General features: G+C 72.2%; 22 protein-coding genes, 1 tRNA gene and 2 pseudogenes. 21 read left to right on the top strand and 4 right to left on the bottom strand.

Annotated elements, in window-relative coordinates:
• From MBSD_RS08630 to MBSD_RS08535, 20 genes and pseudogenes are all read left to right on the top strand, one after another.
• Window positions 1-223, top strand: a pseudogene (locus tag MBSD_RS08630) (hypothetical protein); the annotation flags it as partial.
• A complete protein-coding gene (locus MBSD_RS08625; protein WP_062536937.1) occupies window positions 220-1,464 on the top strand; it encodes a Pvc16 family protein in 1,245 nt (414 codons plus the stop codon). The pseudogene MBSD_RS08630 and the gene MBSD_RS08625, both read left to right, overlap by 4 nt.
• Window positions 1,461-3,515 (top strand): ATP-binding protein, encoded by a 2,055-nt coding sequence (locus MBSD_RS08620; protein ID WP_062536935.1) that lies wholly within the window; start codon window positions 1,461-1,463, stop codon window positions 3,513-3,515. The genes MBSD_RS08625 and MBSD_RS08620 overlap by 4 nt, the downstream gene beginning before the upstream one ends.
• A complete protein-coding gene (locus MBSD_RS08615; protein ID WP_062536933.1) occupies window positions 3,512-3,817 on the top strand; it encodes a hypothetical protein in 306 nt (101 codons plus the stop codon). The genes MBSD_RS08620 and MBSD_RS08615 overlap by 4 nt, the downstream gene beginning before the upstream one ends.
• 4 nt (window positions 3,818-3,821) lie before the next feature.
• On the top strand, window positions 3,822-4,652 hold the full coding sequence (locus MBSD_RS08610) for a hypothetical protein (RefSeq protein WP_062536932.1): 831 nt from the start codon (window positions 3,822-3,824) through the stop codon (window positions 4,650-4,652).
• Window positions 4,645-6,690 (top strand): eCIS core domain-containing protein, encoded by a 2,046-nt coding sequence (locus tag MBSD_RS08605; RefSeq protein WP_062536930.1) that lies wholly within the window; start codon window positions 4,645-4,647, stop codon window positions 6,688-6,690. The genes MBSD_RS08610 and MBSD_RS08605 overlap by 8 nt, the downstream gene beginning before the upstream one ends.
• 43 nt (window positions 6,691-6,733) lie before the next feature.
• Window positions 6,734-8,641: an eCIS core domain-containing protein gene (locus MBSD_RS08600; RefSeq protein WP_082306567.1), complete on the top strand. Its 1,908-nt coding sequence runs from the start codon at window positions 6,734-6,736 to the stop codon at window positions 8,639-8,641.
• 32 nt (window positions 8,642-8,673) lie between these two features.
• Window positions 8,674-9,510 carry a hypothetical protein gene (locus MBSD_RS08595; RefSeq protein WP_062536927.1) on the top strand — a complete coding sequence of 279 codons (837 nt, stop codon included), beginning with the start codon at window positions 8,674-8,676 and terminating at the stop codon, window positions 9,508-9,510.
• A 10-nt stretch (window positions 9,511-9,520) separates the two neighbouring features.
• Window positions 9,521-10,276, top strand: coding sequence for a CHAP domain-containing protein (locus MBSD_RS08590; protein ID WP_062536941.1), 756 nt, complete (start codon window positions 9,521-9,523; stop codon window positions 10,274-10,276).
• Complete coding sequence (locus tag MBSD_RS08585) at window positions 10,273-10,932, top strand: CIS tube protein (RefSeq protein WP_062536925.1); 660 nt, start codon at window positions 10,273-10,275, stop codon at window positions 10,930-10,932. Before MBSD_RS08590 ends, MBSD_RS08585 begins: the two co-directional genes overlap by 4 nt.
• Window positions 10,932-11,252 (top strand): LysM peptidoglycan-binding domain-containing protein, encoded by a 321-nt coding sequence (locus tag MBSD_RS08580; RefSeq protein ID WP_062536923.1) that lies wholly within the window; start codon window positions 10,932-10,934, stop codon window positions 11,250-11,252. Before MBSD_RS08585 ends, MBSD_RS08580 begins: the two co-directional genes overlap by 1 nt.
• Before the next feature lie 184 nt (window positions 11,253-11,436).
• Window positions 11,437-12,561 (top strand): hypothetical protein, encoded by a 1,125-nt coding sequence (locus MBSD_RS15445; RefSeq protein WP_237071770.1) that lies wholly within the window; start codon window positions 11,437-11,439, stop codon window positions 12,559-12,561.
• Entirely contained in the window at window positions 12,558-13,073 is a 516-nt protein-coding gene (locus tag MBSD_RS08570) for a phage baseplate assembly protein V (protein WP_062536919.1), read from the top strand. The genes MBSD_RS15445 and MBSD_RS08570 overlap by 4 nt, the downstream gene beginning before the upstream one ends.
• A gap of 141 nt (window positions 13,074-13,214) precedes the next feature.
• Window positions 13,215-13,538, top strand: coding sequence for a hypothetical protein (locus MBSD_RS08565; RefSeq protein WP_062536916.1), 324 nt, complete (start codon window positions 13,215-13,217; stop codon window positions 13,536-13,538).
• A 7-nt stretch (window positions 13,539-13,545) separates the two neighbouring features.
• A complete protein-coding gene (locus tag MBSD_RS08560) occupies window positions 13,546-13,905 on the top strand; it encodes a GPW/gp25 family protein (protein ID WP_062536914.1) in 360 nt (119 codons plus the stop codon).
• A complete protein-coding gene (locus MBSD_RS08555; protein ID WP_062536912.1) occupies window positions 13,902-16,646 on the top strand; it encodes a putative baseplate assembly protein in 2,745 nt (914 codons plus the stop codon). Before MBSD_RS08560 ends, MBSD_RS08555 begins: the two co-directional genes overlap by 4 nt.
• The gene (locus tag MBSD_RS08550; RefSeq protein WP_062536910.1) at window positions 16,643-19,795 is read left to right on the top strand and encodes a putative baseplate assembly protein; all 3,153 of its coding nucleotides are present in this window, start codon (window positions 16,643-16,645) and stop codon (window positions 19,793-19,795) included. Before MBSD_RS08555 ends, MBSD_RS08550 begins: the two co-directional genes overlap by 4 nt.
• Window positions 19,792-22,125, top strand: coding sequence for a hypothetical protein (locus tag MBSD_RS08545; protein WP_062536908.1), 2,334 nt, complete (start codon window positions 19,792-19,794; stop codon window positions 22,123-22,125). Before MBSD_RS08550 ends, MBSD_RS08545 begins: the two co-directional genes overlap by 4 nt.
• A 9-nt stretch (window positions 22,126-22,134) precedes the next feature.
• The gene (locus tag MBSD_RS08540; protein ID WP_062536906.1) at window positions 22,135-23,877 is read left to right on the top strand and encodes a DUF6519 domain-containing protein; all 1,743 of its coding nucleotides are present in this window, start codon (window positions 22,135-22,137) and stop codon (window positions 23,875-23,877) included.
• Window positions 23,878-23,912: 35 nt separating this feature from the next.
• Window positions 23,913-24,101 (top strand): hypothetical protein, encoded by a 189-nt coding sequence (locus MBSD_RS08535; RefSeq protein ID WP_062536904.1) that lies wholly within the window; start codon window positions 23,913-23,915, stop codon window positions 24,099-24,101.
• A 107-nt stretch (window positions 24,102-24,208) separates the two neighbouring features.
• Here the strand turns inward: MBSD_RS08535 and MBSD_RS08530 are convergent.
• Window positions 24,209-24,284 (bottom strand) — tRNA-Phe (locus tag MBSD_RS08530).
• 168 nt (window positions 24,285-24,452) lie between these two features.
• Here MBSD_RS08530 and MBSD_RS08525 point away from each other — a divergent pair.
• Window positions 24,453-24,863 (top strand): DUF6491 family protein, encoded by a 411-nt coding sequence (locus MBSD_RS08525; protein WP_148667841.1) that lies wholly within the window; start codon window positions 24,453-24,455, stop codon window positions 24,861-24,863.
• A gap of 34 nt (window positions 24,864-24,897) precedes the next feature.
• Here the strand turns inward: MBSD_RS08525 and MBSD_RS08520 are convergent, their stop codons facing one another.
• The 3 genes and pseudogenes from MBSD_RS08520 to MBSD_RS15440 form a co-directional block, all read right to left on the bottom strand.
• Window positions 24,898-25,173 carry an oxidative damage protection protein gene (locus MBSD_RS08520; protein ID WP_062536900.1) on the bottom strand — a complete coding sequence of 92 codons (276 nt, stop codon included), beginning with the start codon at window positions 25,171-25,173 and terminating at the stop codon, window positions 24,898-24,900.
• Window positions 25,173-26,219, bottom strand: a complete 1,047-nt coding sequence (gene mutY / locus MBSD_RS08515; protein ID WP_062536898.1) for an A/G-specific adenine glycosylase — start codon at window positions 26,217-26,219, stop codon at window positions 25,173-25,175. Before mutY ends, MBSD_RS08520 begins: the two co-directional genes overlap by 1 nt.
• Window positions 26,216-26,922, bottom strand: a pseudogene (locus MBSD_RS15440) (AsmA family protein); the annotation flags it as partial. The gene mutY and the pseudogene MBSD_RS15440, both read right to left, overlap by 4 nt.

Here is a 26,922-nt window from a genome sequence, read left to right as displayed (position 1 = left end):
CGCCTTGCGGCCGCCGTCCACCACGCCGCCCGCGGCGCCGCGGCCGCGCACGCAGGCGGCCGCGATGCCGGCGGCACCCGCCAGCGAAACCGTGGTGCAGGTCAGCATCGGCCGCATCGAGGTGCGCGCCGCGCCGGCGGCGCCCGCGCGCCGCCGCGACGAGCCGCGGCCGACGCGTCTCGACGATTACCTGCGTCAGCGCAACGGCAGAGGCGCGCCATGAGCAACGCGCTCGCCATCGCCGCGGTCAGCCGCACGCTGCGCAACCTGCTGCTGACGCAGGTGCCGGCGCTGGACAGCGAGCTTTCCGACCTCGAGGTGACGCTGCAACCGCCCGACCTCGCGCGCAAGGGGGTCACCAAGGCGCAGTTGAACCTGTTCCTGTACCAGGTGGCGTACAACGCCGCCTGGCGCAACCTCGACCTGCCGCGGCAGGTACGCCCCGGCGAGAGTGCGCTGCCGCCGCTGGCGCTGAACCTGCACTACCTGCTCACCGCCTACGGCCGCGGCGAGAGCGACAACGACGCGCTCAGCCACCGCGCGCTGGCCGCGGCGATGAGCGTGCTCTACGACCACGCGCTGCTGGGCGCATCGGAGATCCACAACGCGCTCGCCGGCAACGACCTCGACGCGCAGATCGAGCGCGTGCGGCTGACGCCGCAGACGCTGAACGTCGAGGAGCTGTCCAAACTGTGGACGGCATTCCAGGCCAACTACCGCGTCTCCACCGCCTACGAGGCGGCGGTGGTGCTGATCGACAGCCGCAACGCCGCGCGCGCGCCGCTGCCGGTGCTGAGGCGCGGCGCCGACGACCGCGGCGTGTTCGCCACCGCCTCCGCGGCGCCGGGGCTGGACGCGCTGACGCTGCCGCACGCGCAGGCCGCGGTGCGGCTGGGCGAGGACGTGATCGTGACCGGCCGCCGGCTCGCCGTCGAGAACGCGCTGGCGCGCTTCAGCAGTCCGCGTCTCGAGGCGCCGGTCGAGATCGTGCCGGTCGCCGGCGACGCCGCGGGCACGCTGCGCCTGCATCTGGCCGACAGCGGCGAGGACGGCGAGGCGCTGTCGCGCTGGGCCCCCGGTCTCTACACCGTCGCGCTGCGCGTGCAGCGTCCCGGCCTGCCGTCGCTGCTCAGCAACGAGCTGCCGCTGGCGCTGGCGCCGACCATCGCGTTGACGCCGCTCAGCGCCGGCCCCGGCGATCTCACCTTGAACGTGAGCTGCGCGCCACGCATCCGCGACGGCCAGCGTGTGTTCCTGCTGTTCGGCGACCGCGTGATCGCGCCGGCCAGCCTCAGCAATCCGGCCGACACGCATCAGCCGACCGCGCTGGTGTTCCAGGTGCCAGGCGTCGCCGCCGGCACCTGGACCGTGCGCCTGCGCGTCGACGGCGTCGACAGCATCCCGGTGGACTTCGGCGGCGCCGTGCCCGCGTTCGCCGCCAGCCAGCAGGTGAAGGTGACATGAGCGATTACGCGGACTGGCTGGCGGCCAACGAGCGCCACCTCGCCACGGCGCTGGCCGACCTGCGCGCGCGCCTGCTGCGCCTGGCCGACGACGATGCGCCGGCCGCGCCCGCGGAACCTTCGTCGCGGCTGGCGCGACTGTTCGGCGCGGCGCATGCATCCGCGTCCGCCGCGAAGCCTCCGGCGCCGATCGCCGACGCGGCGCCGGCGCAGCCCTTCGACGACGCGCCGCGCCACCGCTCCGCGTTGGAGCTGCTGTCCCTGCGGCTAGGCCTGTCGGCCTTCGAACGCGACGCGCTGCTGCTGTGCGCGGCGATGGAACTGGACACTCGGCTGCCCGAGCTGTGCGCACGCGCGCAGCGCGATCCCGGCAAGCCGTATCCGACCTTCGCGCTGGCGCTGGCGCTGTTCGACGCGCCGAGCTGGGATGCGCTGACGCCGGAGCGGCCGCTGCGCTACTGGCGCCTGCTCGAGATCAGCCAGCCGGGCGCGCTGCCGCTGGTCTCCGCGGCGCTGCGCGCCGACGAGCGCATCGTCGCCTACCTGAAGGGGCTGAACTATCTCGACGATCGCCTGCTGCCGCTGCTGGCCCCGTTGCCGCCGACGCTGCCGCTGCCGCCTTCGCAGCGGGCGCTGGCCGATGCGCTGGCGCGCAGCCTGCGCGCGACCTCGCAGCAAGGCACGCTGCCGTTGGTGCAACTGCTCGGCGGCGACGGCTCGGGCAAGCAGATGCTGGCGCAGACGGTCGCCGCGGCGCTGGGCGTGCAGCTCTACCGGCTGGCCGCCGAGCAGATCCCCGCCGCGGCCGAACAGGAAACGCTGATCCGCCTGTGGCAGCGCGAGAGCCGGCTGCTGCCGCTGGGGCTGTACCTCGACGTCGGCGAGCTCGAGCGCGGCGACGCGCACGCCGCGGCGACGCGCCGTTTCCTCGTCCGGCTCGGCGGGCTGGCGTTCGTCGACGCGCGCGAGCCGTGGATCGACGGCAACGTACCGGCGCTGAGCGTCGATGTCGCCAAACCCACCGTCGACGAGCAGCGCACGCTGTGGCAATCGGCGCTGGGCGAGGCGGCGGCGCGGCACCCGCAACGGCTGGCCGGCCATTTCGACTTCGGCGTCGCCAAGATCCGCCAGGTGGCCGAAGCCGCATTGGCAGAAGCGGAAAACGCGCCGGCGGCGCTGGGCGATGCGCTGTGGCGGCACGCGCTGGCGCGCGCGCGGCCGGCGCTGGACCAGCTCGCCCAGCGCATCGAGCCGAAAGCCGGCTGGGACGACCTGCAACTGCCGGCGTCGGAGAAAGCGCTGCTGCGCCAGATCGCCGACCATGTCGCGCTGCGCACCGCCGTCTACGACGACTGGGGCTTCCGCGCGCGCATGAACCGCGGACTCGGCATCAGCGCGCTGTTCGCCGGCGAGAGCGGCACCGGCAAGACCATGGCCGCCGAAGTGCTGGCGCGCGCGCTCGGCCTGCTGCTGTATCGCATCGACCTGTCGGCGGTGGTCAGCAAGTACATCGGCGAAACCGAGAAGAACCTGCGCCGTCTGTTCGACGCCGCCGAGGACGGCGGCGCGATCCTGCTGTTCGACGAGGCCGACGCGCTGTTCGGCCGGCGCAGCGAGGTGAAGGACAGCCACGACCGCTACGCCAACATCGAGGTCAACTACCTGCTGCAGCGCATGGAGTCCTACCGCGGGCTGGCAATCCTGGCGACCAACATGAAGAGCGCGCTGGACGCGGCCTTCCTGCGCCGACTGCGCTTCGTCGTCAACTTCCCCTTCCCGGGCGTCGCCGAGCGTCGCGCGATCTGGGCACGCGTGTTCCCGCCCGAGGCGCGCCTGGGTGCACTCGACCTCGACCGCCTGGCGCGGCTGGCGCTGAGCGGCGGCAGCATCCAGAGCATCGCCCTCAACGCCGCCTTCATGGCCGCGCGCGAAAACGCGCCGATCGGCATGGCGCTGCTGCTGGAGGCCGCGCGCGCCGAATTCCGCAAGCTGGAGAAACCGGTCAACGAAGCCGAGTTCCGCTGGCTCGAGCGCGCCGGAGGCCAGGCATGAAGATCGATCTGCACATCGAACGCCTGGTGCTGGACGGCGCGCTGCTCGGCGGCGAACGCGCCGCCGACGTGCGCGCGGCGCTGCAGCGCGAGCTGGCGCGGCAGCTCGCCGCGCCCGGCGCGCTCGACGCGCTGCGCGGCCTCGGCGCCGTGGACGCACTGCCGCCGCTGCCGCTGAAGCAGGCGCGGCATGCGCACGACCGTCTCGGCGGCCGCATCGCCGCCGCGGTGGGGCAGGGACTCGGCATCGCCGCGGCGGCCGCGCCGTCACCACGGCCGGCCACGGGTGCCGGCAAGGAGTAGCACCATGCGCGCGATTCCCAAACTCCGCCCCGGCGGCATCCTCCGTTTCGGCAAGCGTCCCGCCAAACGCGATCCGCGCAACCTGCTGTTCGCCTCGATCCTGCGCGCGCCGGTGCCGCTGCCCGCGGAGTACGACTTCGACGTCGAGCACAAGGGCATTCCCACGCCGATGTTCGCCAACGACAGCTACGGCGACTGCGTGATCGCCGGCCGCGCGCACCAGACGCTGCGCTTCGAGAAGGCCGAACAGAACCGGCTGCTGAAGATCAGCGACAAGGACGTGCTGACCGAATACTTCGACGAGACCGGCGGCGTGGACAGCGGTCTGGTCGTGCTCGATTCGCTGAAGGAGTGGCGCAAGCGCGGCTGGCGCGTGGCGGGGCGGCGCTACAAGGTGAAAGCCTTCGCGCAGATCGACCCCGACACCCGCAACGAGATCAAACGCGTCGTGTACATGGACATCGGCGCCGGCCTCGGCTTCGCGCTGCCGAACGCGGCGTTGACGCAGTTCTTTGCGGGCAAGCCGTGGGAGGTGGTGCGCGGCAAGAACGGCAAGCCGAATCCGAAGAACGGCCACTACGTCTACGTCTCCGGCTACACGCGCCACGGCCCGGTCTGCGTGACCTGGGGCCGCAAGCAGCCGATGAGCTGGGCGTTCGTCGGCAAATACTGCGACGAGGCCTACGCGATCATCGACGCGGTCGACACCGCGAAGAAGAAGCGCACCGTCGACGCCGCGAAGCTCGAGGCGTTCCTCGCCAGCCTGCGCAAGGCCAAGCGCGCCACGGCGCCCACTACGCGCAGGTCTGCCGCGAAGAGGGCTCGCCGTGGCTGAGCGCACCGCCAGCGTCGCCGGCAAACGCGCGTCGTCAGCGCCGACGGCCGGCCTGCTGCTGCAGCGCAAATGCGCCTGCGGCACGCACACGCCGGGCGGCGGCGAGTGCGCGGAGTGCGCGCGCAAGCGGCTGCAGCGCAAGCCGGACGGCGCCGGCGCGGCGCCGGCGATTCCGCCGAGCGTGCACCGCGTGCTTGGTGGCGCGGGGCGTCCTCTCGATAACGGCACGCGCCAGTCGATGGAGCGAGGCTTTGGCCAGGATTTCAGCGGGGTGCGCGTGCACGCGGACGCATCGGCAGCCGCGTCGGCGCGTGCGGTGGGTGCGATCGCCTACACGGTCGGGCGCGACGTGGTGTTTGCCGAAGGGCAGTATGCGCCACAGACACGGGCCGGGCGCCGCCTGCTCGCGCACGAACTCGCGCACGTGGTCCAGCAGCGGCACATGAAGGGTTCGCCGCAGGGCATCGATTCGCCTGATTCAGCTCTGGAGCGCGAAGCCGATGCCGCTGCGGATCGGATCGCGGCAGGAGGTGCGCCGCCTATGCTGGCGCACGCGCGTGCGCCGTTGCTGGCGCGCGAAGTCGATCGTCGCAGCATGGTTGCACCGGACCGCGTGCAAATCGACGTCGAGCGGGTCGTGACGCCGGGCCATTGCACGCTTGGTCCCGAGACGCGCACCGCTACCAGCGGCGACATTACCGCGAGCAGCGCCTTCCTGCAGATCGACATGTGCCGCGGCAGCGTGGCGGGCGGCGTCCACGGCGAGATCGACTACGGTTCCGCGCTGCAGTCCGCCGGCCAGGCGGTGGGAAATTTGCTCTCCGGCGTCGCGTCGGGTCAGCCGTCGTCGCAGGCGCTCAGCACGTTCGCGAATGCGCTGCACCAACTGCGCCCGGAGGCGCGGGTAAGCGTGAACCTGCAGGCCAGCGACGTGTTCCGGCTGGACCTTGCAGGCACTGGAGGCGCCAGCATTGCCGGCGGTGCTTCCGGCCAGGCTACGGCGCGTGCGCAGTTCGACGTAGGCCCGGTGCAGCTCGTCGTGGAGGGCAGCGTCTCCGGCGGCGCGCACGAGCCGACCCGTTACCAGATCACCGGCGGCGTGGTGTTCGGCGGCTCGCATCCGCGCGCACCCGATTGTCGCGTCTGCCAGTGTTCGCAGCCGCGCATCGAGTTCCGCTGCACGCGCCATCCGCCGCAAGGACAAACGCCGACGTCGCCGCCTCCGTCGCGGCCGCAGCGGAGGCTGATCCCGTACTTCTTCGAGTACAGCGACATTACGCCGAACCCGCGACTGGACAGCCTCAACCGTACAAGCCTGCGCGAGGCGGTCGATCTGATCCGAGGCCAGGACTACCGCATTGCCCGCATCGAAGGCAGCGCGTCCCCGGAGGGGCCCGAAGCGCATCCGCGCGGCCGCTTCCAGAACAACACGCGACTGGCGCAGGCACGCGCGGAAGAGGCGCAACGACTGTTGCAGGAGGCAATCCGCCGCGAGATCGCTTCCGCCTTGATCATGCGCACCGAGCGGCTGCAGCGCGCGCTTTCCTCGAGCTATCCGGTGGTGGGCCGCGCGGAACTCTTCGGTCGTGGCGTCGGCGGTGAGGTCGCCGACCCCGCGTTGTTCGCACACCTGCAGCAGACGCTGCAGCCGCGGCAGCCGGGCAGCCCCGATCCGCTGGCGCAGGAGCATGTGATCGGAGCTGGTCTCTCGCCCACCGTACTCGCGGAGACGGAGGCGGACGTCGAGGCCTTCCGTACCGGCCGGCGCGGAAGGCAGCGCCTAACGCGCGAACAGCGCCTGCAGGCCATCTACGAACCGCTGCGCCGCGCACTCATCGTGCTCGAGCCGCCGCCGTTGCCGCCGCCGGATCTGCGGCTGAGCCAATCTCAGGTGCAGCAGGTCATCGGCACGCCGATCACCTGCACGGCGGAGCATCGCGCGCTGTTCGCCGACGTTCCGATCCAGCATCCGTTCGAAGGCGAGTGCAGCCGACCGGGCGAGCGCCCGGACCAACCGCGCACGCGGAGCAGTCGATGAGCATCGGTCCGGCTACGGTGTCTGGCACACGCGCGGGGGCGATATGACCACGTCGTGTCGCGCCTGCCTGGAAGCCGGGGGCATTGCCCCGCCGCGCGGTCGGGCGTCGCGACGCGTGCCGGATGCGGGTGCGTCATCGCTTCCCGTAGTGCCGGCGATCGTTCACGACGTGTTGCATACACCGGGTCGCGCGCTCGACCCGACTGGCCGTGCGCGGATGGAAACGCGCTTCGGCCATGACTTCAGCGGCGTGCGCGTGCATGCGGATGCGCGCGCCGCGGCATCCGCCCGCGCGCTCGGCGCCCGCGCGTACACGGTAGGCCAGCACGTCGTGTTCGGCGCGGAGGCGATAGCCACGGGAGGGCCCGACGAGCACGTGCTGGCGCACGAACTGGTACATACCCTGCAGCAGCGCGGCGGCGACGCCTCCGCGACGACGCTGGGTGCGCCGGGTGACGCTGCCGAGCGCGAAGCCGACATGCTTTCCGCGCGTGCCATGCGCGGACCTGCGGATGCGCCGCTGCAGGTGCGGACGCACACGCCGGGCGTGCTGCGCCGCTTGCCCTTGCCGGACGCCGGGACGCAGCCGCGATCGACGATGGCGTCACGTCCGACGGCATCGACGCTGCCTCCCGCGATGCCGCACGCGCCGCCGCGCGGTCCCAACCCTGCCGACTGCCTCGAGCCGCTGTGCGCCGCGGCCGAGCGCAGGCCGGTGCCTGCCAGCGACGCGGCCGCGATTCGCCGCGTCGACGCCTGGGAGCAGGGTGCGTTGGCGTGCCTGCAGCGCGGTGCGGCCGCATCCAATGCCTCGCACCAGGCTGCCATCGTCGCCAACGAGCAGAGCGAGATCCGCGCCGCCGCCGACGATCTGCGCGCGGCGCTGCCGGCGCTGGGGCACAGTCCGCGCCGCTATCTCGATTTCCTCGACATCGTCCGCGAGACCTGCAGCCGCAAGGCGCAGGAGGTGCGCGTCGAGTTCCGCTACAACGTGGTGTTCGACAATCCGCCCGCGACCTCGCCCGCCTGGGGCTACGGCGACGCCGACTGGCCCAGCGTCGAAGACGCGCTGTCGGCCCTGCCGGAGAGCGCGACCTGGGCCAATCCGCAGCTGATCACCTTCGCCCGCGCCGGTTGCCATCCGCAGGATCTGAACGCGGCGGGCCAGTGCGTCGGCCATGGCGCAGCGGGAGGCACCGGGATGGTCGGTGGCGAAACGGATCCGGGCACGGGTCGCATCACCGTCTACGACGCCGGCGTGGGCGCGCAGCCGTATTCGCGCTCAGCAAGCCTGCGTCTGCCGGCGACACAGCAGACCCTGCGCCACGAAGTGGGGCACGTCATCGACGCGCAGATTCCGCGCGCGGAGCGCGAGCGCTTCTTCCGCGACATCCTGCCCTGGTACGACTATCCGTGGGCGTGGATCAGCAGTCCTGCAGGCCGGCCGGCGAACTGGCAGGCGGAGCGCGATCGCCTGCGCGGCGCGCTGGGCGTCGACGAGGCCGGGCTCGACCGCTGGCTGGCCGCGTTGCGGCCCAACGCGTCGGTCGTCGTCCGCGGCATCACCTACACGCGCGACGCAGCGGGCGGTGGTGGAGCGACGCTGTTCCTGACTGCGATGGATGCCTCGCGCCTGCCCACGGGTCGCGAGTTCGAGTACGCGCGCAGCAGCCGCGGCGAATACATCGCCGAGCTGTACGCACTGGCGGTGTCGCGGCCGGACTTCCTCTACGGCGCGATACCGCAGGCACAGAGCGAGTGGCTGAAGCGCGTGGTGTTCCGCACGCCTGCGACCGCGGATGCGTGGGCGCGCGAGCTGGCGATCGTCGACGCGGTTCCGCCCGACCTGATGGAGCGGTTGCTGCGCACTTACACGTGGGAGCAAGCGCGCCCGATCATCGATGAAGTCATGCGCCGACAGCCGCTGCCCGGCGGCGCCCGGCGGGTTTGACGCGCCATGCCGCTACGCGAGGAGGCCATGCCATGAACGCGATCGACGGCATCTTCGACGGCCTGTTCGGCTACGAGCGGCTGATGCTGATCTGCGGCTTCGTGCTGTTCGTGTTCGCGCTGGCGGCGATCACGCTGATGATCGTGCAGCGGCGCGACTTCAAGGCGGCGATGCTGCTGCTGGTGTTCGCGGTGGTGCTGATGGGCTTTCCGGGCATCGCCGCGGTCAAGTTCAACCAGGGCATGGTCGAGATCGACCACCTGCGCGAGCAGCCGGCGCCGCCGACGGATCCGCAGCAGAAGCAGCAGTACGAGCGGACGCTGGCCAACCTGGAGCAGCGCGTTGCCGGCAATCCGCAATTGCAGGCCGAGGTGGCCGACGGCTACCGCGCGATCGGCGAAGTGGACAAGGCCTACGACCTCGCGCGCTCGGTGCTGGCGACGAAGCCGGCGCCGGCGGTGCGGCAGACGCTGGTGCCGACGCTGACGGCGAAGCTCGAGCAGGCCGCCGCGGCGCTGCCTGCGCCTGCGCCGGCGCCATCGGGTTCGGCCGCGGCACCGGTCGCGCCGTCGCCGTCGGCCGTCGCCGCGCCCGCGCCGGCGGGGGCGGCGCCGGCTGCCACGTCCCCGGCGCGCGAAGAACACCTGCAGGAAATCGCGACGGTCGCCAGGGAACTGCAGATGCAATCGCAGGCGGCGCCGCTGCCGGCGAACGCGCACGTCGCGCTGGCCAATGCCTACGTGAAGCTGGGCGACACGCAGAAGGCGGCGGCCAACGTCGAGGCCGCGAAAAGGGCGGATCCGCACGTCGTGCTCAATCCGGCGCTGAAAGTGGCGTTGAAGCCGCCGCCGGCCGACAACGGGCATTGAGGAGATGCGCATGGACGTGTTGCGCAAGGGCGATCGCGGCAGCGAGGTGCGCAAGCTGCAGAAGCTGCTGGCGCAGCGCGGCTATCCGGTCGCGGCCAGCGGCGAGTTCGATGCGGCCACCTGGCGCGCGGTGCGCGCGTTCCAGTCGCAGAACCTCGATCCGCACGGCCAGCCGCTGGAAGTCGACGCGTTGGTCGGGCCGCTGACCTGGTGGAGCCTGCAGCATCCGAAGCCGTTCGTGGTGCCGCCGGTGCCGGTGGACTACGCCACGCTGCCGGCGCGCGGCGGCAGCCGCCGCGGCCGCGCCGCGCTGGCCGCGGCGATCGGCGAGCTGAAGGCGGGCGCCTGCGAGGTCGGCGGCAACAACCGCGGCCCGTTCGTGCGCAAGTACCTCGCGCCGGCGGGGCTGGGCGACGGCGAGGCGTGGTGCACGGCCTTCGTCAGTTGGTGCTTCCTGCAAGGCAGCGGCGGCGACGCGGCGAAGATGCCGTTCGACTACACCGCCGGCGCGCGCGATCTGCTGGCGCAGTTGAGGCGCGAAGGCTGGGCCAACGCGCCGGGCAGCGGCTACCCGCCGGTGCCTGGCGACGTGGTGGTGTGGTGGCGGGTCAGCCTGCAGGGCTGGCAGGGCCACGCCGGCTTGGTGCACTCGGTGCGGGACGGCATGCTCTACACCATCGAGGGCAACCGCAGCCCGTGCGTGCAAGGCTTCTCCTACGTGCTCGGCGCGATGGACCGGCTGCTGGGCTTCGGGCACGTGCCATGAGCGCCTTCCCGAATTCCCCACGGCTGATCAAGGGCGGCATCGTGCTGATCGACGCCGACACCGCCGCCGTGCGGCGCGTGATCGCGCTGCAGTACAACCCGGATTCGCTGACGCGCACGCTGCAGGTGCAGGCGATCAGCGCCGACGGCAGCGACCGCTCCGAGGCGATGCGCCTGAAGGGTCCGCCGGTGGAGACGCTGAAGCTGGAGGCGGAGATCGACGCCACCGACCAGCTCGAATTCCCCGGGCAGAACGCGGTCGCGACGCGAAACGGCGTCCAGCCGCAGCTCGCCGCGCTGGAGACGATGGTCTATCCGACCAGCGCGCAGCTGCGCGCCAACGACGCGCTGTCGAACGTCGGCACGCTCGAGATCATCCCGATGGAGGCGCCGCTGGCGCTGTTCGTGTGGAGCCGCGCGCGCATCCTGCCGGTGCGCGTCACCGAGTTCAGCATCACCGAGGAGGCGTTCGACGCCGCGCTCAATCCGATCCGCGCCAAGGTCAGCCTCGGCCTGCGCGTGCTCTCGGTCAGCGACGTGCCTTCCGGGCACAAGGCTGCCGAACTGTTCATGAGTTACCTGCAGCAGAAGGAGCGGCTGGTCGGCGCCAATGCCGGCGTGCCGCTGTCTGCGCTCGGCATCACGGGGGTACCCTGATGGACGCGATCTTTCCGCCGACCAGCCGCTATGCGCTGACGCCGACCGGCACCTTCTTGCGCGCCGACGGCACGCCCGTCGCCTACCTCAAGCGCCGCTTCGTGCCGGCGCCGGAAGCCTTCGCCCTGCTGCAGTGGCACACGGTGTTGCAGGGCGAGCGCCTCGACAACATCGCCGCGCAGTACCTCGGCGATCCCGAGCAGTTCTGGCGACTGTGCGACGCTAACCGCGCGCTGCGCCCCGAGGAGCTGACTGAAACCGTCGGCCGCCGGCTGCGCATCACGCTGCCGGAAGGCATCCCGGGAGCGCCCAATGCGTGATCCGCGTTTCTCACACCGCTCCTGCTGCGGCCGCCGATCCATCCGCTGTGGCGCGCCGCGCTTCCTCGGTCCGGCTCGACGTAGTGTCAGCTACGCCTTCGCCGTCTCTCGGTCCGCGCGACGCGCCGCAGCGGCGTCTCGGCGCCCTCGCTACGGAGTGATGTAAGAAATGCGAATCGCGGGCGTGCATCTCACGCTGCTGGTCGGTCCGGTGGTGCCGGTGCCGGTGCCGCAGCCGGTGCTGGATGCGTTGACGCAGGTCGAGGTGGTGCAGCAGGACGAAGCGGCCGGCGCCTTCACCCTGCAATTCACGCTGAGCGTGCGCTCGCCGCTGCACACGCTGTTCCTGCTGAGTGGCGGCGGCGTGATCCCGCTGCTGCGCGTGATCGTCGTCGCCACGGTCAACGGCATGCCGGAGGTACTGATCGACGGCGTGGTCACCAAGACCGAGATCGTGCCCGGTGCCGACCAGCGTCACACCACGCTGCAGGTGACCGGCGATGACCTCACCACGGTGATGCAGAAGCTCGAGTTCTCCGGCCTGCCCGGCCTGCCGTATCCGGCGATGCCGGCGGAGGCCGTCGTCGCGCTGATCCTCGCCAAGTACGCCTTCCTCGGCATCGTGCCGCTGGTGATCCCGAGCATCGCCGTCGACGTGCCGATCCCGACCGAGCGCATTCCCGGCCAGCAGGGCAACGACCTCGAGTACGTGCGCATGCTGGCCGAGCGCGTCGGCTACGTGTTCTACCTCGACCCCGGCCCGGCGCCGGGCATGAGCCGCGCCTACTGGGGACCGAAGGTGAAGGTGGGCGTGCCGCAGCCGGCGCTGAACGTCGACATGGACGCGGCCAGCAACGTCGAGTCGCTCAGCTTCAGCTACGACGGCAACGCGCGCAGCCTGCCGATCGTCTACGTGCAGAACGAGCAGACCAAGGTGCCGCTGCCGATCCCGATTCCGGACATCGGCCCGCTCAATCCGCCGCTCGGCCTGGTCGATCCGCCGCCGCAGAAATTCCGCGAGCTGCCGGAGACGGCGAAGTACACGCCGGTGCGCGCGCTGCTGCTCGGCATGGCCGAGGCGGCGAAGTCCGCCGACACCGTCACCGGCACCGGCAGCCTCGACGTCGCGCGCTACGGCCGCGTGCTGAAGCCGCGCCAGCTGGTCGGCGTGCGCGGGGCCGGTCCGGCGTTCGACGGCCTGCACTACGTCACCCAGGTGCGGCACACGATCAAGCGCGGCGAGTACAAGCAGAGCTTCGGCCTGTCGCGCAAGGGCCTGATCTCCACGCTGCCGGTGGTGCCGCCATGAGCAATGGACGCAGGTTCTACGGCAAGTACCGCGGCACGGTGGTGCAGAACGTCGACCCCGAGCAGCGCGGCCGCATCCAGGTGATGGTGCCGGACGTGTCCGGATTGATCCCCTCGACCTGGGCGATGCCCTGCGTGCCGATCGCCGGCAAGCAGAGTGGCAGCTGGTTCGTGCCGCAGATCGGCGCCGGCGTGTGGATCGAGTTCGAGCAGGGCGATCCCGACTACCCGATCTGGACCGGCTGCTTCTGGGGCATCGCCGCCGAAGTGCCGGCGCTGGCGCTGGCCGGCAATCCTGCCAGCCCGAGCATCGTGCTGCAGTCGGGCCTGCAGAACGTGGTGACGATCAGCGACCTGCCCGGACCCGCGGGCGGGATCATGCTGAAGAGCACCACCGGGGCGATGATCCTGGTGAACGACGTCGGCATCACGATCTCGAACGGCAAGGGCGCCACCATCGTGCTCGCCGGGCCGACGGTGACGATCAACAACGGCGCGCTGGTGGTGACTTAAGACGTGGAATTCGTGAGGTGGTTGCGATGCTGGTGGACCACGACTCGTTGATGCGCTTCATGCGCGCCGCTTTTCCCTCTCTCCGTCGGGGAGAGGGGAAAAGAAGCAGCGTGTCGAAGCTCGACACCTAGGAGACGCGCCATGCCCGGCTTCGTCCTCCACGTCGGCGCCACCGTGCTCTGCGCGCACGCAGGGCAGGCGCAGCCGACCGCGCCCAATCCGCGCGTCATGGTGAGCGGCCAGCCGACGGTCACGCTGCCGGCGCCGTGGCTGGTCGCCGGCTGCACGCTGCCGCCGCCGCCCGCCGCCAACGGTCCCTGCGTCGCCGCGCAATTCGTCACCGCGGCGACGCGCGTCACCTCGAACGCGCAGCCGCTGCTGCTGCTGGACAGCCAGGCGATCTGCGCGCCGACCGGCACGCCGCTGCTGGTGGTCGCCACGCAGGCACGCGTCACCGCCATGTGAGGCCGTCATGAACATCGACTTCCCGTTCCATTTCGACACGCGCGGCCGCAGCGCCGAGACGGACGACACCGACCACGTGCGCGACATGATCGAGCAGCTCTTGTTCACCAGTCCCGGCGAGCGCGTCAACCGCCCGGACTTCGGCAGCGGCCTGTTGCAGCTGGTGTTCGCGCCGAACAGCCCGGAGCTGGCCGCGGCGCTGCAGTTCACCCTGCAGGCCGCGCTGCAGCGCTGGCTGGGCGATGTGATCGACGTCGGCGCGCTGGAAGTGAGCAGCGTCGATTCCACGCTGCGCGTCGACCTCACCTACACCCTGCGCGCCAGCGGCGAGACGCGCAGCGACAGCTTCGAGCGGAGCCTGTCATGAACACGACCGCGCGCATCGCCCCGATCGGTTGCGACGGCCTGCCCCTGTGCGGCGAGCCGGCGCGGCGCGCGCGCCTGCGCGCATCCGGGCAACTGAACGGCATCGACTACGTCGAGGTCGGCGACGACGGCGTCACCCTGTGCGTGCACCTGTTCGGCGACATCCCGGCGGGGATCGGCGTCGCCAACGTGCGCGTCAGCGGCGGCCGGCGCATCACCGGGCTGCGCGTGGTCGAGGTGGAGATCGAGCACGAGCCGGAGATGCACGACGACGCCTGCCTGCGCGTGGTACTGGACCGCGAGGGCGACCACACGCCGTACTGCCTGTGCCTGGTGGATGCGGCCTCGGGCACGGATCCGGCCGCGTGGACGCCGTATCCCGGCTTCGACCCGCGCTACGCCTGCGCCGAGCTGCGCTTCCGCCTCGACTGCGCGCGCGGGCAGGACTGCAAGGAGGAAACGGCGTGCGTCGAGGCGCCGTCGCCGCTGCCCGAGATCAATTACCTCGCCAAGGACTACGCGAGCTTCCGCCAGCTGTTCCTCGACCGCCTCGCGCAGACGATGCCGGATTGGCGCGAGCGGCACGTGCCGGATCTCGGCATCGCCCTGGTCGAGGTGCTGGCCTACACCGCTGACTATCTGAGCTACTACCAGGACGCGGTCGCCACCGAGGCCTACCTCGGCACCGCGCGCCGGCGCATCTCCGTGCGCCGCCACGCGCGGCTGGTCGACTACCGTCTGCACGAAGGCTGCAACGCGCGCGCGCTGGTGACGCTCGCGTCAGACACCGATCTCAGCCTCGACCTCGGCAACCTGCTGCTGCTGGTGCCGCCGCCCGGCGAGGCCGATGCCAAGCCTGGCGTGATCGATGCCGCGCGGCTCGATGCGGCGCGCGCGCAGGGCGCGCTGGTGTTCGAACCGATGCCGCTGGACGGCGCCACCACGCTGGACGTCGTCGCCGCGCACAGCGCCATTCGCCTGCACACCTGGGGCGACGAGCTGTGCTGCCTGCCGCGCGGCAGCACGCGGGCGACGCTGGTCGACGCGCCGCCGGCGGGCACGTCGGCGGCCGTGCCCGGCGTCGCTTCCGTCGGGGCGGGCGACACCGCGGCGGCATCGCCGCCGCGCGCGCTGAAGCTGGCTGCCGGCGACCTGCTGATCTTCGAGGAAGTGCGGGGCCCGCGGACCGGCAACCCCGCCGACGCCGATCCGGCGCATCGTCACGCCGTACGCCTGACCACGGTCGAAGTCTCTATCGATCCGCTGGACGGCACGCCGCTGCTCGAAGTCGCCTGGGACGCCTGCGACGCGCTGCCGTTCGATCTATGCCTTTCCGTGCGCACGCCCGCGCCGGACTGCGCCTGGCTGCACGACGTCAGCCTGGCGCGCGGCAACGTGCTGCTGGTCGATCACGGCGAACACGTGCGCCTGGCCTGCGACTGCGGCGCGATCTGCGAACCCGCCGGCGGCGACGGCGCCTATCCCGGTCTCGCCGCCGCGCTGGCGGCGCTGCCCGACGCCTGCCGGCGCTGCCGCGACCTCACCGAGGACTGCTGGATGGTGCCCGGCGCAGTCGAGTACGACTGCTGCCGCTGCGAAGGCGCGGTGCAGGACGTGACGCGGCCGCCCGCCGACACCGGCCACGCGCTGCCGCTCGGCCCGCTCACCTTCGCCGAACCGCTGCCTTCGCACGCGCCGGTGTGCAGGCTGCTGTCGCGCGATCCGCGCGCGGCGCTGCCGCAGCTCGCCGTCCACGGCGGACCGCTCGCCGCGGTGCTGGTGGACGGCGCGCCCGACGCACGCTGGCGCTGGGAGCCGCGCTACGATCTGCTGGCCAGCGGGCCGGACGACCGCCATTTCGTCGTCGAAGTGGACGACGACGGCATCGCCCACCTGCGCTTCGGCGACGGCACGCTGGGCCGCCAGCCGCAGGCCGGCGACTTCTTCCGCGCCGCGCCGCGCATCGGCAACGGCCCGGCGGGCAACGTCGGCCGCGACAGCATCGTCTGGCTGGCGCTGAAATCGGGCGCGCTGTCGGGCGCCACGATCGCGCCGCGCAATCCGCTGGCGGCCGGCGGCGGCACCGCGCCGGAGAGCGTCGCCGAGGCGAAGCTGTACGCGCCCGGCGCCTTCCGCGCGCGGCCGCTGCGCGCGATCGTCGCCGACGACTACGCCATGTTCGCCGCGCGCGCGCCCGAGCTGCAGGGCGCGGCCTGCGCGCTGCAGTGGACCGGAAGCTGGTACGAGGCGCACGTGGTCGCCGACCCGCTGGGCCGCGAGGTGCTCGACCCCGCGCTGGCCGCGCGCATCGCCGCCGATCTCGAGCGCTACCGCCGCATCGTTCACGACGTCGCCGTGACCGGCGCCTGCTACGTGCCGCTGCTGATCGAGCTGCGCGTGTGCGTGCTGCCCGACTTCCTGGCGGCGCACGTCGAGGCCGAGCTGCGCGACCGCTTCCGCGCCGGCCTGCGCCGCGACGGCACGCCGGGCTTCTTCCATCCCGACCGCCTGAAACTGGGCGCGCCGCTGTACGCCAGCGCGCTGATCGCCGAGGCGCAGGCGGTCCCCGGCGTGGCACACGTCGAGCTGATCACGCTGACGCGCATGGAGGGCGGAAGGTCCGGCGACGTCCCCGCCGACGGCGTGCTGGAAATCGGCGCGCAGGAGATCGCGCGGGTCGACGGCGATCCCGACTATCCCGATCACGGCAGCATCGCGTTCGCGATGGGAGGTGGCCGATGAGCTGCTGCGCCGCTTGCGGCAAGCACGGTTGCGCCTGCGGCTGCGGCGCGCGTGTCGGCACGCCGCTGCCGCTGCACAACCGTCCCGGGCTGTCGAGCCTGAGCTATCGCGTCGGCACGTACGCCGACTTCCGCGCCACCATGCAGGCGGATCTCGGCGACGCCGCGCTGCCGGCGCCGGCCGGGCTGCGCACGCGCGAGGGCGACGATCCGGCGATGGCACTGATCGACGCCTGGGCCGTCGGCGCCGACGTGCTCACGTTCTACCAGGAGCGCATCGCCAACGAAAACTACCTGCGCACCGCCACCGAACGGCGCTCGGTGCTGGAGCTGGCGCGGCTGGTCGACTACCGCCTGCGTCCCGGCGTCGCCGCCAGCGTCTACCTCGCCTACACGGTGGAGAAGGACGCGCCGCCGGTGACCATCCCCGCCGGCGCGCGCGCGCAGTCGATCCCGGCGCCGGGCGAGCAGATGCAGACCTTCGAGACCAGCGAGCCGCTGGACGCGCGCTACGAGTGGAACACGCTGAAGCCGCGGCTGACGCGGCCGCCGAACATCACCCTCGACAACATCGACACCCTGGACGCGCTGTGGGTGGCCGATGCGACGGCCGGCCTGAAGGCGAACGACCGCCTGCTGTTCCTGTTCGGCGATCTCGCCACCGGCACGCCGGCGATCCGGCGCGTGCAGTCGGTCGAGGCGCAGCCGTCGGCGAACCGCAGCAAGGTGATGCTGCAGCCGTTGGACGCGCTGTCCGCGGCGGTCGCGGCGGCGGCGAAGGCCGCCATCGACCGCCTCGACGCGGCGGCGTACACCGGCGACGCGGCGTCGAAAGCGCATGCCTTGCGCAGCGAACTGGCCGATTACCGCAAGGCCGCCTTGCGCGGGCTGAGCAACCGCTGGTACGTCGCGCACATGCGCGAAGGGCCGCTCGCGGCCGCGCATCTGCCCGCCGCGCTGCAGCCGGTAGCGCTGGGCTTCTGGCAGTCGATCGCCGATGCGCTGGGCGCGACGTCGCCGCCGCCGGCGGCGGGCGGCGGAAGCTTCGTCGCGCTGTTGCAAGCGCTCACCGCGCCGCCGGCGCTGCAGCCGGCGAACCGCCTGCGTCTCGCGCGCAACGTCGCCACCGCGCTGGGGCCGGCCAGCGACGCGCGTCCGCAGTTGCTGCTGGATTTCGAGTTCCGCCTCGCCGACAGCTTCTACCGCGCCTGGGCCAGCGTGCCGCGCGGACAGCCCTCGCCCGCGCTGAGCGGCGTCTACGCGTTGCGCCTGGCGGCGCCGCTGTTCGGCTACAACGCGCCGCGCATCATGGGTCTGGCGCTCAATACCGACAACGCGACCAAGGGCGCGGTGCCGTACGTGTCGAAACCGGACGGCGACTGGGATTCCGCCGAACAGGACGACCGCGTGCAGCTCGACAACGCCTACGACGGCGTGCAGCCCGGCAGTTACCTGGTGATCGAATCGCCGGCGGAATACGCGCCCGTCGTCGCACAGGCCCAGAGCGTGCAGGTGCACCCGCGCAGCGACTACGGCATCAGCGGCAAGACCACCGACATCGTCCTGGCCGACACGTCCGGTGGCGAGACGCCTGTCTGGAGCGCGCCCGGCATGAGCACGCTGCGCGCGACCCAGGTCTACGCGCAGAGCGAATTCCTGCCGCTGGCCGAGGAGACGATCGCGGCCGATGTCGGCCACGCTGCCGAGGACGCGGCCGCGGCGAAGCGCGTCACGCTGGACGGCGTGGTGGACGGCCTGAAGGCCGGGCGCTGGGTGATCGTCGAGGGCCAGCGCACCGACGTGCCCGGCACCGGCGCCGTCACCGCCGCCGAGCTGGTGATGGTGGAGGCGGTGGAGCAGGGCGCCGACCCGCAACTGCCCGGCGACACCGTGCACAGCACGCTGGTGTTCGCCGACCAGGGCCTGGCTTATGCCTACCGGCGCGACAGCGTGTCGATCCACGCCAACGTGGTGCGCGCCACCCACGGCGAGACGCGCAACGAAGTGCTCGGCAGCGGCAGCGCGGCGACGCCGATGCAGACCTTCGTGCTGAAGCAGCCGCCGCTGACCTACGTGTCGGCGCCGACCGTCGACGGCGTGCAGAGCACGCTTTTCGTGCGCGTCAACGGCATCGAGTGGCGCGAGGTGCGCAACCTCGCCTTCGCCGGTCCCGCCGACCGCAGCTTCGTCACCGCCACGGGCGACGACGGCAAGACCACGGTCACGTTCGGCGACGGCGTCCACGGCGCGCGCCTGCCGACCGGCATCGAGAACGTCAGGGCGACCTACCGCAACGGCATCGGCGCGCCGGGCAACGTGCGCGCGCGGCAGATCAGCCTGCTGGCGACGCGGCCGCTCGGCGTCAAGGAAGTGATCAACCCGCTGCGCGCTTCCGGCGGCGCCGACGCGGAGACGCGCGACCAGGCGCGGCGCAACGTGCCGTTGGCGGTGCTGGCGCTGGACCGCCTGGTGTCGGTGCCCGACTACGCCGATTTCGCGCGCAGCTTCGGCGGCGTCGGCAAGGCGGCGGCGACGAAGCTGGGCGATCGCGTGGTCGTCACCATCGCCGGCGCCGGCGACGCGCCGGTCGATCCCAACTCCGATCTCTACCGCAACCTGCTGCAGGCGCTGCAGCGCTACGGCGATCCATCGCTGGCGGCAAGCCTCGTCGTGCGCGAACTGCTGGCGCTGACGTTCAGCGCCAAGGTGGGCCTGGCGCCGGACTACGCCTGGGAGTCGGTGGAGCCGCGGGTGCGCGCCGCGTTGCTCGACGCCTTCGGCTTCGAGAACCGCGCGCTGGCGCAGAACGTCTACCTCAGCGAACTCGTGGCCTGCATCCAGGCCGTGCGCGGCGTGGCCTGGATCGACGTCGACGCCTTCGGCAGCCTGGACGAGGCGACCCTCGTCGCCGGCTTCGGCGATCGCGGCAACGGCGAGCCTCCGGCGGACGGCGACGGCGGATCGATGCTGCCGAAGACGGCGTTCGCCACCGCATCGACCGCGCCTGCCGCGGCATCCGCTCCGCCACCGCGCGTGCAGGCGTTGCCGGCGCGCTACGCCGCCGACGGCAGGACGCTGCTGCCGGCGCAGCTCGCCTGCCTGCTGCCGAACGTCCCCGACACGCTGCTGCTGCAGGAGGCGAAGCCATGACCCCGCGCCCGGACCGCCTGTACGACTTGTTGCCCGTCGTCTATCGCATGCGCGACGCCGAGCAGGGCTATCCGCTGCGCGACCTGCTGCGCGTGCCGGGCCGGCAGGCCGACGTGCTGGAAGCGGACATCGCGCGCCTGTACGACAACGCCTTCATCGAGACCTGCGACGACTGGGTGGTGCCGTACATCGGCGACCTGCTGGGCTATACGCTGCTGCCGGAAGCGGCGACGCTGGACGAGGACGGCGCCTGCGCCGCGGGCCTCGGCCGCGTGCTGGCGCCGCGCGCCGACGTCGCCAACACCATCGACGCGCGTCGTCGCAAGGGCACGCTCTCGCTGCTGGAGGATCTCGCGCGCGACGCCGCCGGCTGGCCGGCGCGCGCGGTCGAGTCCTACCGCCTGCTCGGCTGGATGCAGCACCTCGACCATCGGCGTCTCTCGCGCGGCGGCAGCGCCGACCTGCGCGATCCCGGCCCGCTGCAGCTGCCCGGCTGGCAGCGCGGCGCGTTCGATCCGTTCGCGCACAGCGTCGACGTGCGCCGCATCGTCGGCCGCCGTGGCCGCGGCCGCTACAACCTGCCCGAGGTCGGGCTGTTCGCGTTCCGCCTGAAGAGCTATCCGGTGACGACCACGCCGGCGTACTGCGCCGAGGAGAACGGGCCGCACTGCTACACCTTCAGCGTGCTCGGCAACGATGCGCCGCTGTACCAGCGGCCGATCGCGGAACCCGCACCGACGCACATCGCCGAGGAGCGCAACCTGCCGGTGCCGCTGCGTCGCTATCGTTTCGCCGAGCGCGGCGCGGCGGCGGACTACGCGCGCGCGTCGGCGGACGTGTATGGCGAGGGCCGCAGCGTGCTGGTGTATGCGCCGGACTGGCCGGCGAAAGGGCAGGGCCTGCCGGTGCCGCTGGACGCGCTGATCCCCGCCGACCTGTCCGGCTGGCGCTACCGCGTGCCGCGCGGCCGCATCGCCGTCGATCCCGAACTGGGGCGCCTGGTGTTTCCGCCCGACCAGCGGCCGAAGCGCGGCGTGTGGGTGTCGTACCAGTACGGCTTCGCCGGCGACATCGGCGGCGGCGAATACGCACGCCGCATGCCGGAACTGGAGGGCGCCGTGCGCTACGTCGTGCACGCGGCGCTGCCGGACCGCGATCCGGCGAAGACGCCGCTGCCGGCCGGCCACTTCGCCGGCATCGCCGATGCGCTGGACGCCTGGGCCGAGGCCAAGGACGCGGCCGAGGCGCAGGCGTTCGCCGCGCTGAAGGACGCCGATCCGCAGCTCCCCGACGACGAGGCGCATGCGCAGGCGAAGGCGCGGCGGCCGCGCGCGCTGATCGTCGAGCTGGCGGAGAGCGGCGTCTACGAAGGCCGCATCGACCTGCAGCTCGAAGCCGGCGAGGCGATCCAGCTTCGCGCCGCCGAGCGCACGCGCCCGGTGCTGCGCCTGCTCGACGTGCGCGCCAGCCAACCGGACGCGCTGACCATCGGCGGCCTGCGCGGCAGCCGCGTGGTGCTGGACGGCCTGCTGGTGGTCGGCCGCGGCATCGAGGTGCAAGGGCCGGCGGACGACGACCTGCTGTGCGCGCCCGAGGACGACCTGTGCGAACTGGTGATCCGTCACTGCACGCTGGTGCCGGGCTGGTCGCTGCACTGCGACTGCGATCCCAAGCGTCCCGGCGAGCCCAGCGTCACGCTCGACCGCACGCGCGCCGCGCTGCGCATCGAGCACGGCATCCTCGGCGCGATCGCCGTGATCAGCCCGGTGCGGCGCGGCGAACCTTCGCCGCTGCGCATCTGCGACAGCGTGCTGGACGCGACCGGCATCGACCGCGTTGCGCTCGGCTCGCCCGACGAGGCGGTGGCCTATGTCGAGGCGACGTTCGAGCGCTGCACGGTGATCGGCGAGATCCAGGCGCACGGCATCGCGCTGGCCGAGGATTCGATCTTCGCCAGCCGCGTGCGCGTACTGCGCCGTCAGCACGGCTGCGTGCGCTTCTGCTACGTGGCGGACGGCTCGCGCACGCCGCGCCGCTTCCACTGCCAGCCCGACCTCGCGCTGGCCGCGGTCGCGCCCGACGACGCGGCGGCGCGCGCCGGCGAGCTGCGGCGCGTGGCGCCGCAGTTCATCAGCGTGCGCTACGCCACGCCCGACTACATGCGCCTCGCCGACGACTGCTGCGCCGAGATCCGCACCGGCGCCTCCGACCGTTCGGCGATGGGCGTCTGGCACGACCTGCACGAACCGCAGCGCGAGGCGAATCTCGCCGCGCGCTTCGAGGAATACGTGCCCGCCGGCACGGACGCCGGAATCATCTTCGCGAGCTAGGAGGCATCCATGAAAGGCGATTTCGCCCGCGTCACCTTCGACCCCACGCTGCACTACAGCCAGGTGTTCCAGCAGCAGGGCCGCGTGCTGCTGGAAGCCGACTGGAACGAGCAGGGCGCCATCCAGCTCCATCTGCTGCGGACGCTGGCGGCGGATCTGATCGGCCCATGCTGGGCCGCCGGCAACGGCTTCCGCATCACTACCGTCGACAGCGCCAACAAGACGTTGCCGCTCGAGGACTGGAGCCTGTCCGCCGGGCACTTCTACGCCGACGGCATCCTCTGCGTGAACGAGACCGCGTGCACGTTGGCCGGGGAGCCCTACCGACCGACGCCCGACTACGGCATCGCCGACGGCAGGACCGGTTTCGAGAACGCCAAAGGGCCGTACGCGCTGTGGCTGGACGTGTGGGAGCGGCACCTGTCGTGGGTGGAGGCGCCGCACGTCGCCGATACCGCGTTGAACGGCGTCGACACCTGCTCGCGCGCGCAGGTGGTGTGGCAGTTGCGCCTGCTCGACGAGGGTGCGGCCAAGGCATCGCTGCAGGCGGTGCTGGACGCGCTGCAGCGGCGGCACGACGCGCTCGATCCCGCCGGCGACGAGGCGAAGCAGCTCGACGCGGCGATCCAGACATTGCAGAAGAACGGCGGCAAGCTGCTGGACGAGATCTACGCCTCGCTGGGCGGCACGGCCGGCGACGAGCGCCATGTCGAACTCGCCTGCGAACGCCTGCGCGCGCTGCTGAACCTGCGCGCCACGCATGCCTGCCCGCAACTGCGCGCGCAGTTGCAGCCGCCGGAGTCCGACCAGGACCCCTGCGTGATCGCCGCCGACGCGCGCTATCGCGGCTGCGAGAACCAGCTCTACCGCGTCGAGATCCACCAGGGCGGCCTGGCGGCCGTCGCGGAACCCGGCGTCGTGGCGGCCGGTGCGGCGTCCGCCACCTTCAAGTGGTCGCGCGAGAACGGTTCGGTGATCTTCCCCATCGTCGACTGCGGTCCGCCAGGCGAACCGGATGCGGACGGCAGCGCGTCGATGCCGGTGACGCTGGCCAGCCTCGGCCGCGACGCGCGCCTCGGCCTCGCCGTCGGCGATCGCGTGGAACTGCTCGACGACGACTACGCGCTGGCGCAGCGCGCGTTCCCGCTGCTGCAGGTAATCGCCATCGACGCGCCCAACCGCCGCGTCACCCTGCAGGTGCCGAAGAGCCTTACGCCGTACCAGCCCAGCGCCGATCCGCACAAGCATCCGTTGCTGCGGCGCTGGGACCAGCAGGGCGAAGACCTCGCCGCCGAGGGCGTGCTCGACGTGCAGGAGGGCGAGTGGCTCGACCTCGAGGACGGCATCCAGATCCGTTTCGAACCCGGCGGTCTCTACGCCACCGGCGACTACTGGGTCATCCCCGCGCGCGTCGCCGGCAACGGCACGCTGGACTGGCCGCAGGAAGCCGACGCCAGCGGCAAGGCGACGGCCGCCGCCGTGCGCGCCAGCGGCCTGCACCACCGCGCCGTGCTCGGCGGCGTCGACGCCGCCGGCGTCTACCGCGAATGCTGCTGCCGCTGGATCCCCGCCTGCACGCAACGTCTGCTCGCGCTCGGCAAGGCCGCCGAACGCCTCGACCTGCCGCCGCCGCCGGGCGCCCTGCGCGCCGCAGCGCCGCTGCGCGCGGCGGCGCAACCCGCGGCGAAGACGGTGCGAAACGTACGCCCGACCAAGCCCAAGGGCAGGGCGCCGAAACGCAAGCCGGGGTGAGTGCAGCCGCCATCCATCGCGACGGAGGATCCATCATGAGCAAGGGCAAGCGCGAACTGATCGAACCGCACAAGGGCGACAAGCGCTACGTGCGCCGCGACGAGCAGGGGCGTTTCGTCGAGTCCGATGATGTCAGCCGTTCATTGAGCCAGGATGTGCGCCAGCACGCGAAGACGGTGGCCAAGCCCGGTCAAGGCGACAGCGGCGATCGTCGGCACCGGTGAGTGCGCACCAATCGGCGTACTGGGCGGCAACCGCAAACCGAGTACCCGGCCCGCGACCGAAAAGGCGCGGCCGCTGATGCGGGACGTGGATGTCGCTTCGGGAGAGGTGGTGGCCAGGGACGGAATCGAACCGCCGACACGGGGATTTTCAGTCCCCTGCTCTACCAACTGAGCTACCTGGCCATGGGTGCGGAGGCGGCCGTGCGGGCCGGCACCGCGACTGTGGGAGCCGCGTATTAAATCGGCTTGCCGCTGGCGCGTCAAGCGCGGTGCGGCGCGTGCTTGACGGCGCGAGGCGGCGGCGCGACGGTTGCGGCTGCCCCGCCGTCCTCGAGACGCAGGAGGTGGCCCATGAAAACGCCGCATCGCATCGCAACCGCATTGGCCGTCCTGCTCGCCGTCGTCGCCACGGCGCGGGCGGATACCCTCGAAACGCAGATGAAGAACCTGGCGCTGTTCGAGAAGCACGCCGGCCCGCCGATCGATTCCTTCTTCTATCCGCGCATCTACCAGTGGCAGGCGCTCGGCAAGGAGGCCGTGGCCGTGTGGACCGGCGTCAACAAGGTCTATCTGCTGAAGGTCGCCAAGCCTTGCATCAACCTGGATTGGGCGAAGACCATCGGCGTGACCTCGTCCGGAGGCACCGTGAAGACGCGTTTCGACTACGTGACCTTCGACCGGCAGCGTTGCCAGATCGCCTCGATCCAGCCGGTCGACTACGCCGCGGTGCGCGCCGAGCTGTCGACGGAGAAGGGCGGCTAGAAGGGCATCGCCGCGACGCGCCGGTCTTGCGCGTTCAGCGGTCTTCCGGCGCCACGTAGCCGGGCGGCTTCGCGTTGCCGTCCTCGAAGAGGAACTTCTTCATTTCCTCTTCGAGCATCGCGCGCGCCTTGGGGTCGAGCGGATTCAGCCGGTACTCGTTGATCAACATGGTCTGGTGCGCCAGCCACTGCGCCCAGGCTTCCTTCGACACTTCCGCGTACACGCGCTTGCCCAGCTCGCCGGGGTAAGGCGCGAAATCCAGCCCGACGGCTTCGCGCTTCAGGCGGGCGCAGTGGACCATGCGTGGCATCAGGCGTACTCCTCGATCGCTTCCAGCAGGCGGCGCACCGGCGCGGGCAGGCCGAGTTCTGCCGCTTCCGCGCGCGTGCACCAGCGCAACCGCGCATTATCCGCGATCGCCGGCAGCGGCGACACGTCGCGCCACGCCAGCGGCTGCGCGTGCAGGCGGAAATGGGTGAAGGCGTGCACGAGCGTCGGCAGCGGCTGCGCCGCGCCCGGCAACCGCGCGTAGCGTCCGGCCTGCCGGGCGGCGGCGTCGGCGTCGTCGGCCTGCGGCAGGCTCCACAGGCCGGCCCACACGCCCTGCGGCGGACGGCGTTCCAGCAGCACGCGGCCGTCGCGGTCGCGCAGCAGCAGCAGCGTCGCCGCGCGCTGCGGCAGCGGCTTCGACGGGCGCGCCTGCGGCAGCTCGGCGGTCAGGCCGTGGCGATGCGCGACGCAGTCGCCGGCCAGCGGGCAGGCGGCGCAGCGCGGCTGCGCGCGCGTGCACACGGTGGCGCCGAGATCCATGATCGCCTGCGTGTAGTCGGCCAGCCGCGCCCGCGGCGTGTGCGACTCGGCGTGCGCCCACAGGCGCTTTTCCACCGCTGTCGCGCCCGGCCAGCCGCGTTCGCCGTGGTAGCGCGCGAGCACGCGCTTGACGTTGCCGTCGAGGATGGGAAAGCGCAGGCCGTGCGCCTGCGCCAGGATCGCGCCGGCGGTGGAGCGGCCGATGCCGGGCAGCGCGGCCAGCGCGTCGAAGTCGCGCGGCAGTTCGCCGCCGTGGCGTTCGACGCAGATCCGCGCGGCGCGGTGCAGGAAGCGGGCGCGCCGGTAGTAGCCGAGGCCGGACCACAGCGCCAGCACGCGGTCCTCGTCGGCGGCGGCGAGGTCCGGCAGCGTCGGCAGCGTCTGCACGAAGCGCAGGAAGTACGGGATCACCGTCGCCACCTGGGTCTGCTGCAGCATCACCTCGGCGATCCACACGCGATACGGCGCGCGCGGATGCTGCCACGGCAGATCGTGGCGACCGTGGGCGTCGTGCCAGTCGAGCAGGCGCGCGGCCAGCGTGCTCATCGTTTGCGGGGCGCCGGTTTGGCGGCGCTGGTCGCGGGCGCCGGTTGCAATTCCGGCGGCAGGGCGACGTCGGCGCCGGACTCGATGCGCAGGCCTTCGATGTGCGCCGGCCCGAGGTCGAGGCTGGCGGCGCTGGCGCTGCCAGCCAGCGGCGGCAGCGGCAGGGCGTTGCCGGGCGCGGTGGCGAGGCCGCGCCACCAGGTGAGCAGCGCGGGCGGCGAGAGCTGCGCCCGGGCGTGCGCGTCGGCGCCGTCCAGCTTGACGCGGAGATCGGCCGGCGCCGCCGCCGTCGCCGGCGTCGCGCGCAGCGACAGCGCGTAGGGCGGGTGGCCCTCGCGCCGCAGCTCGCCGGCCAGCGCGAGGTCCAGCGCCTCGCCGCCGGACCAGCGCGCCTGGCCGGCCAGGCGGGCTGTGGCGAGGTCGCCGATGCCGAGCTCCAGCGTCAGCGCATCGAGCTGCACGGCGCCGACCTCCTCGCGCGGCACCGCGGCCAGGTTCAGCGTGTAGATGCCGCCCTGCGCGTCGCGCGCGCGGAAGCCGAAGGTGAAGCGCTCGCCCGGCGCGAGGCGGCCGGCGTGCATCGCCACATCGGTCAGCACCGCTTCGCCGCCGCTCAGCAGCACGCCCTGCGCGATGCCGATGCCGGTGCCGACGTGCGGCAGGCGCGGCGCGCCTTCGCCCCGCGGCAGCCGCGCCAGTTGCG

The organism is Mizugakiibacter sediminis (assembly GCF_000953855.2).
Classification (GTDB): Bacteria; Pseudomonadota; Gammaproteobacteria; order Xanthomonadales; family Rhodanobacteraceae; genus Mizugakiibacter; species Mizugakiibacter sediminis.
Note: the sequence above shows the minus strand (reverse complement) of the source record. Positions and strands in the feature narration are given on the sequence as shown.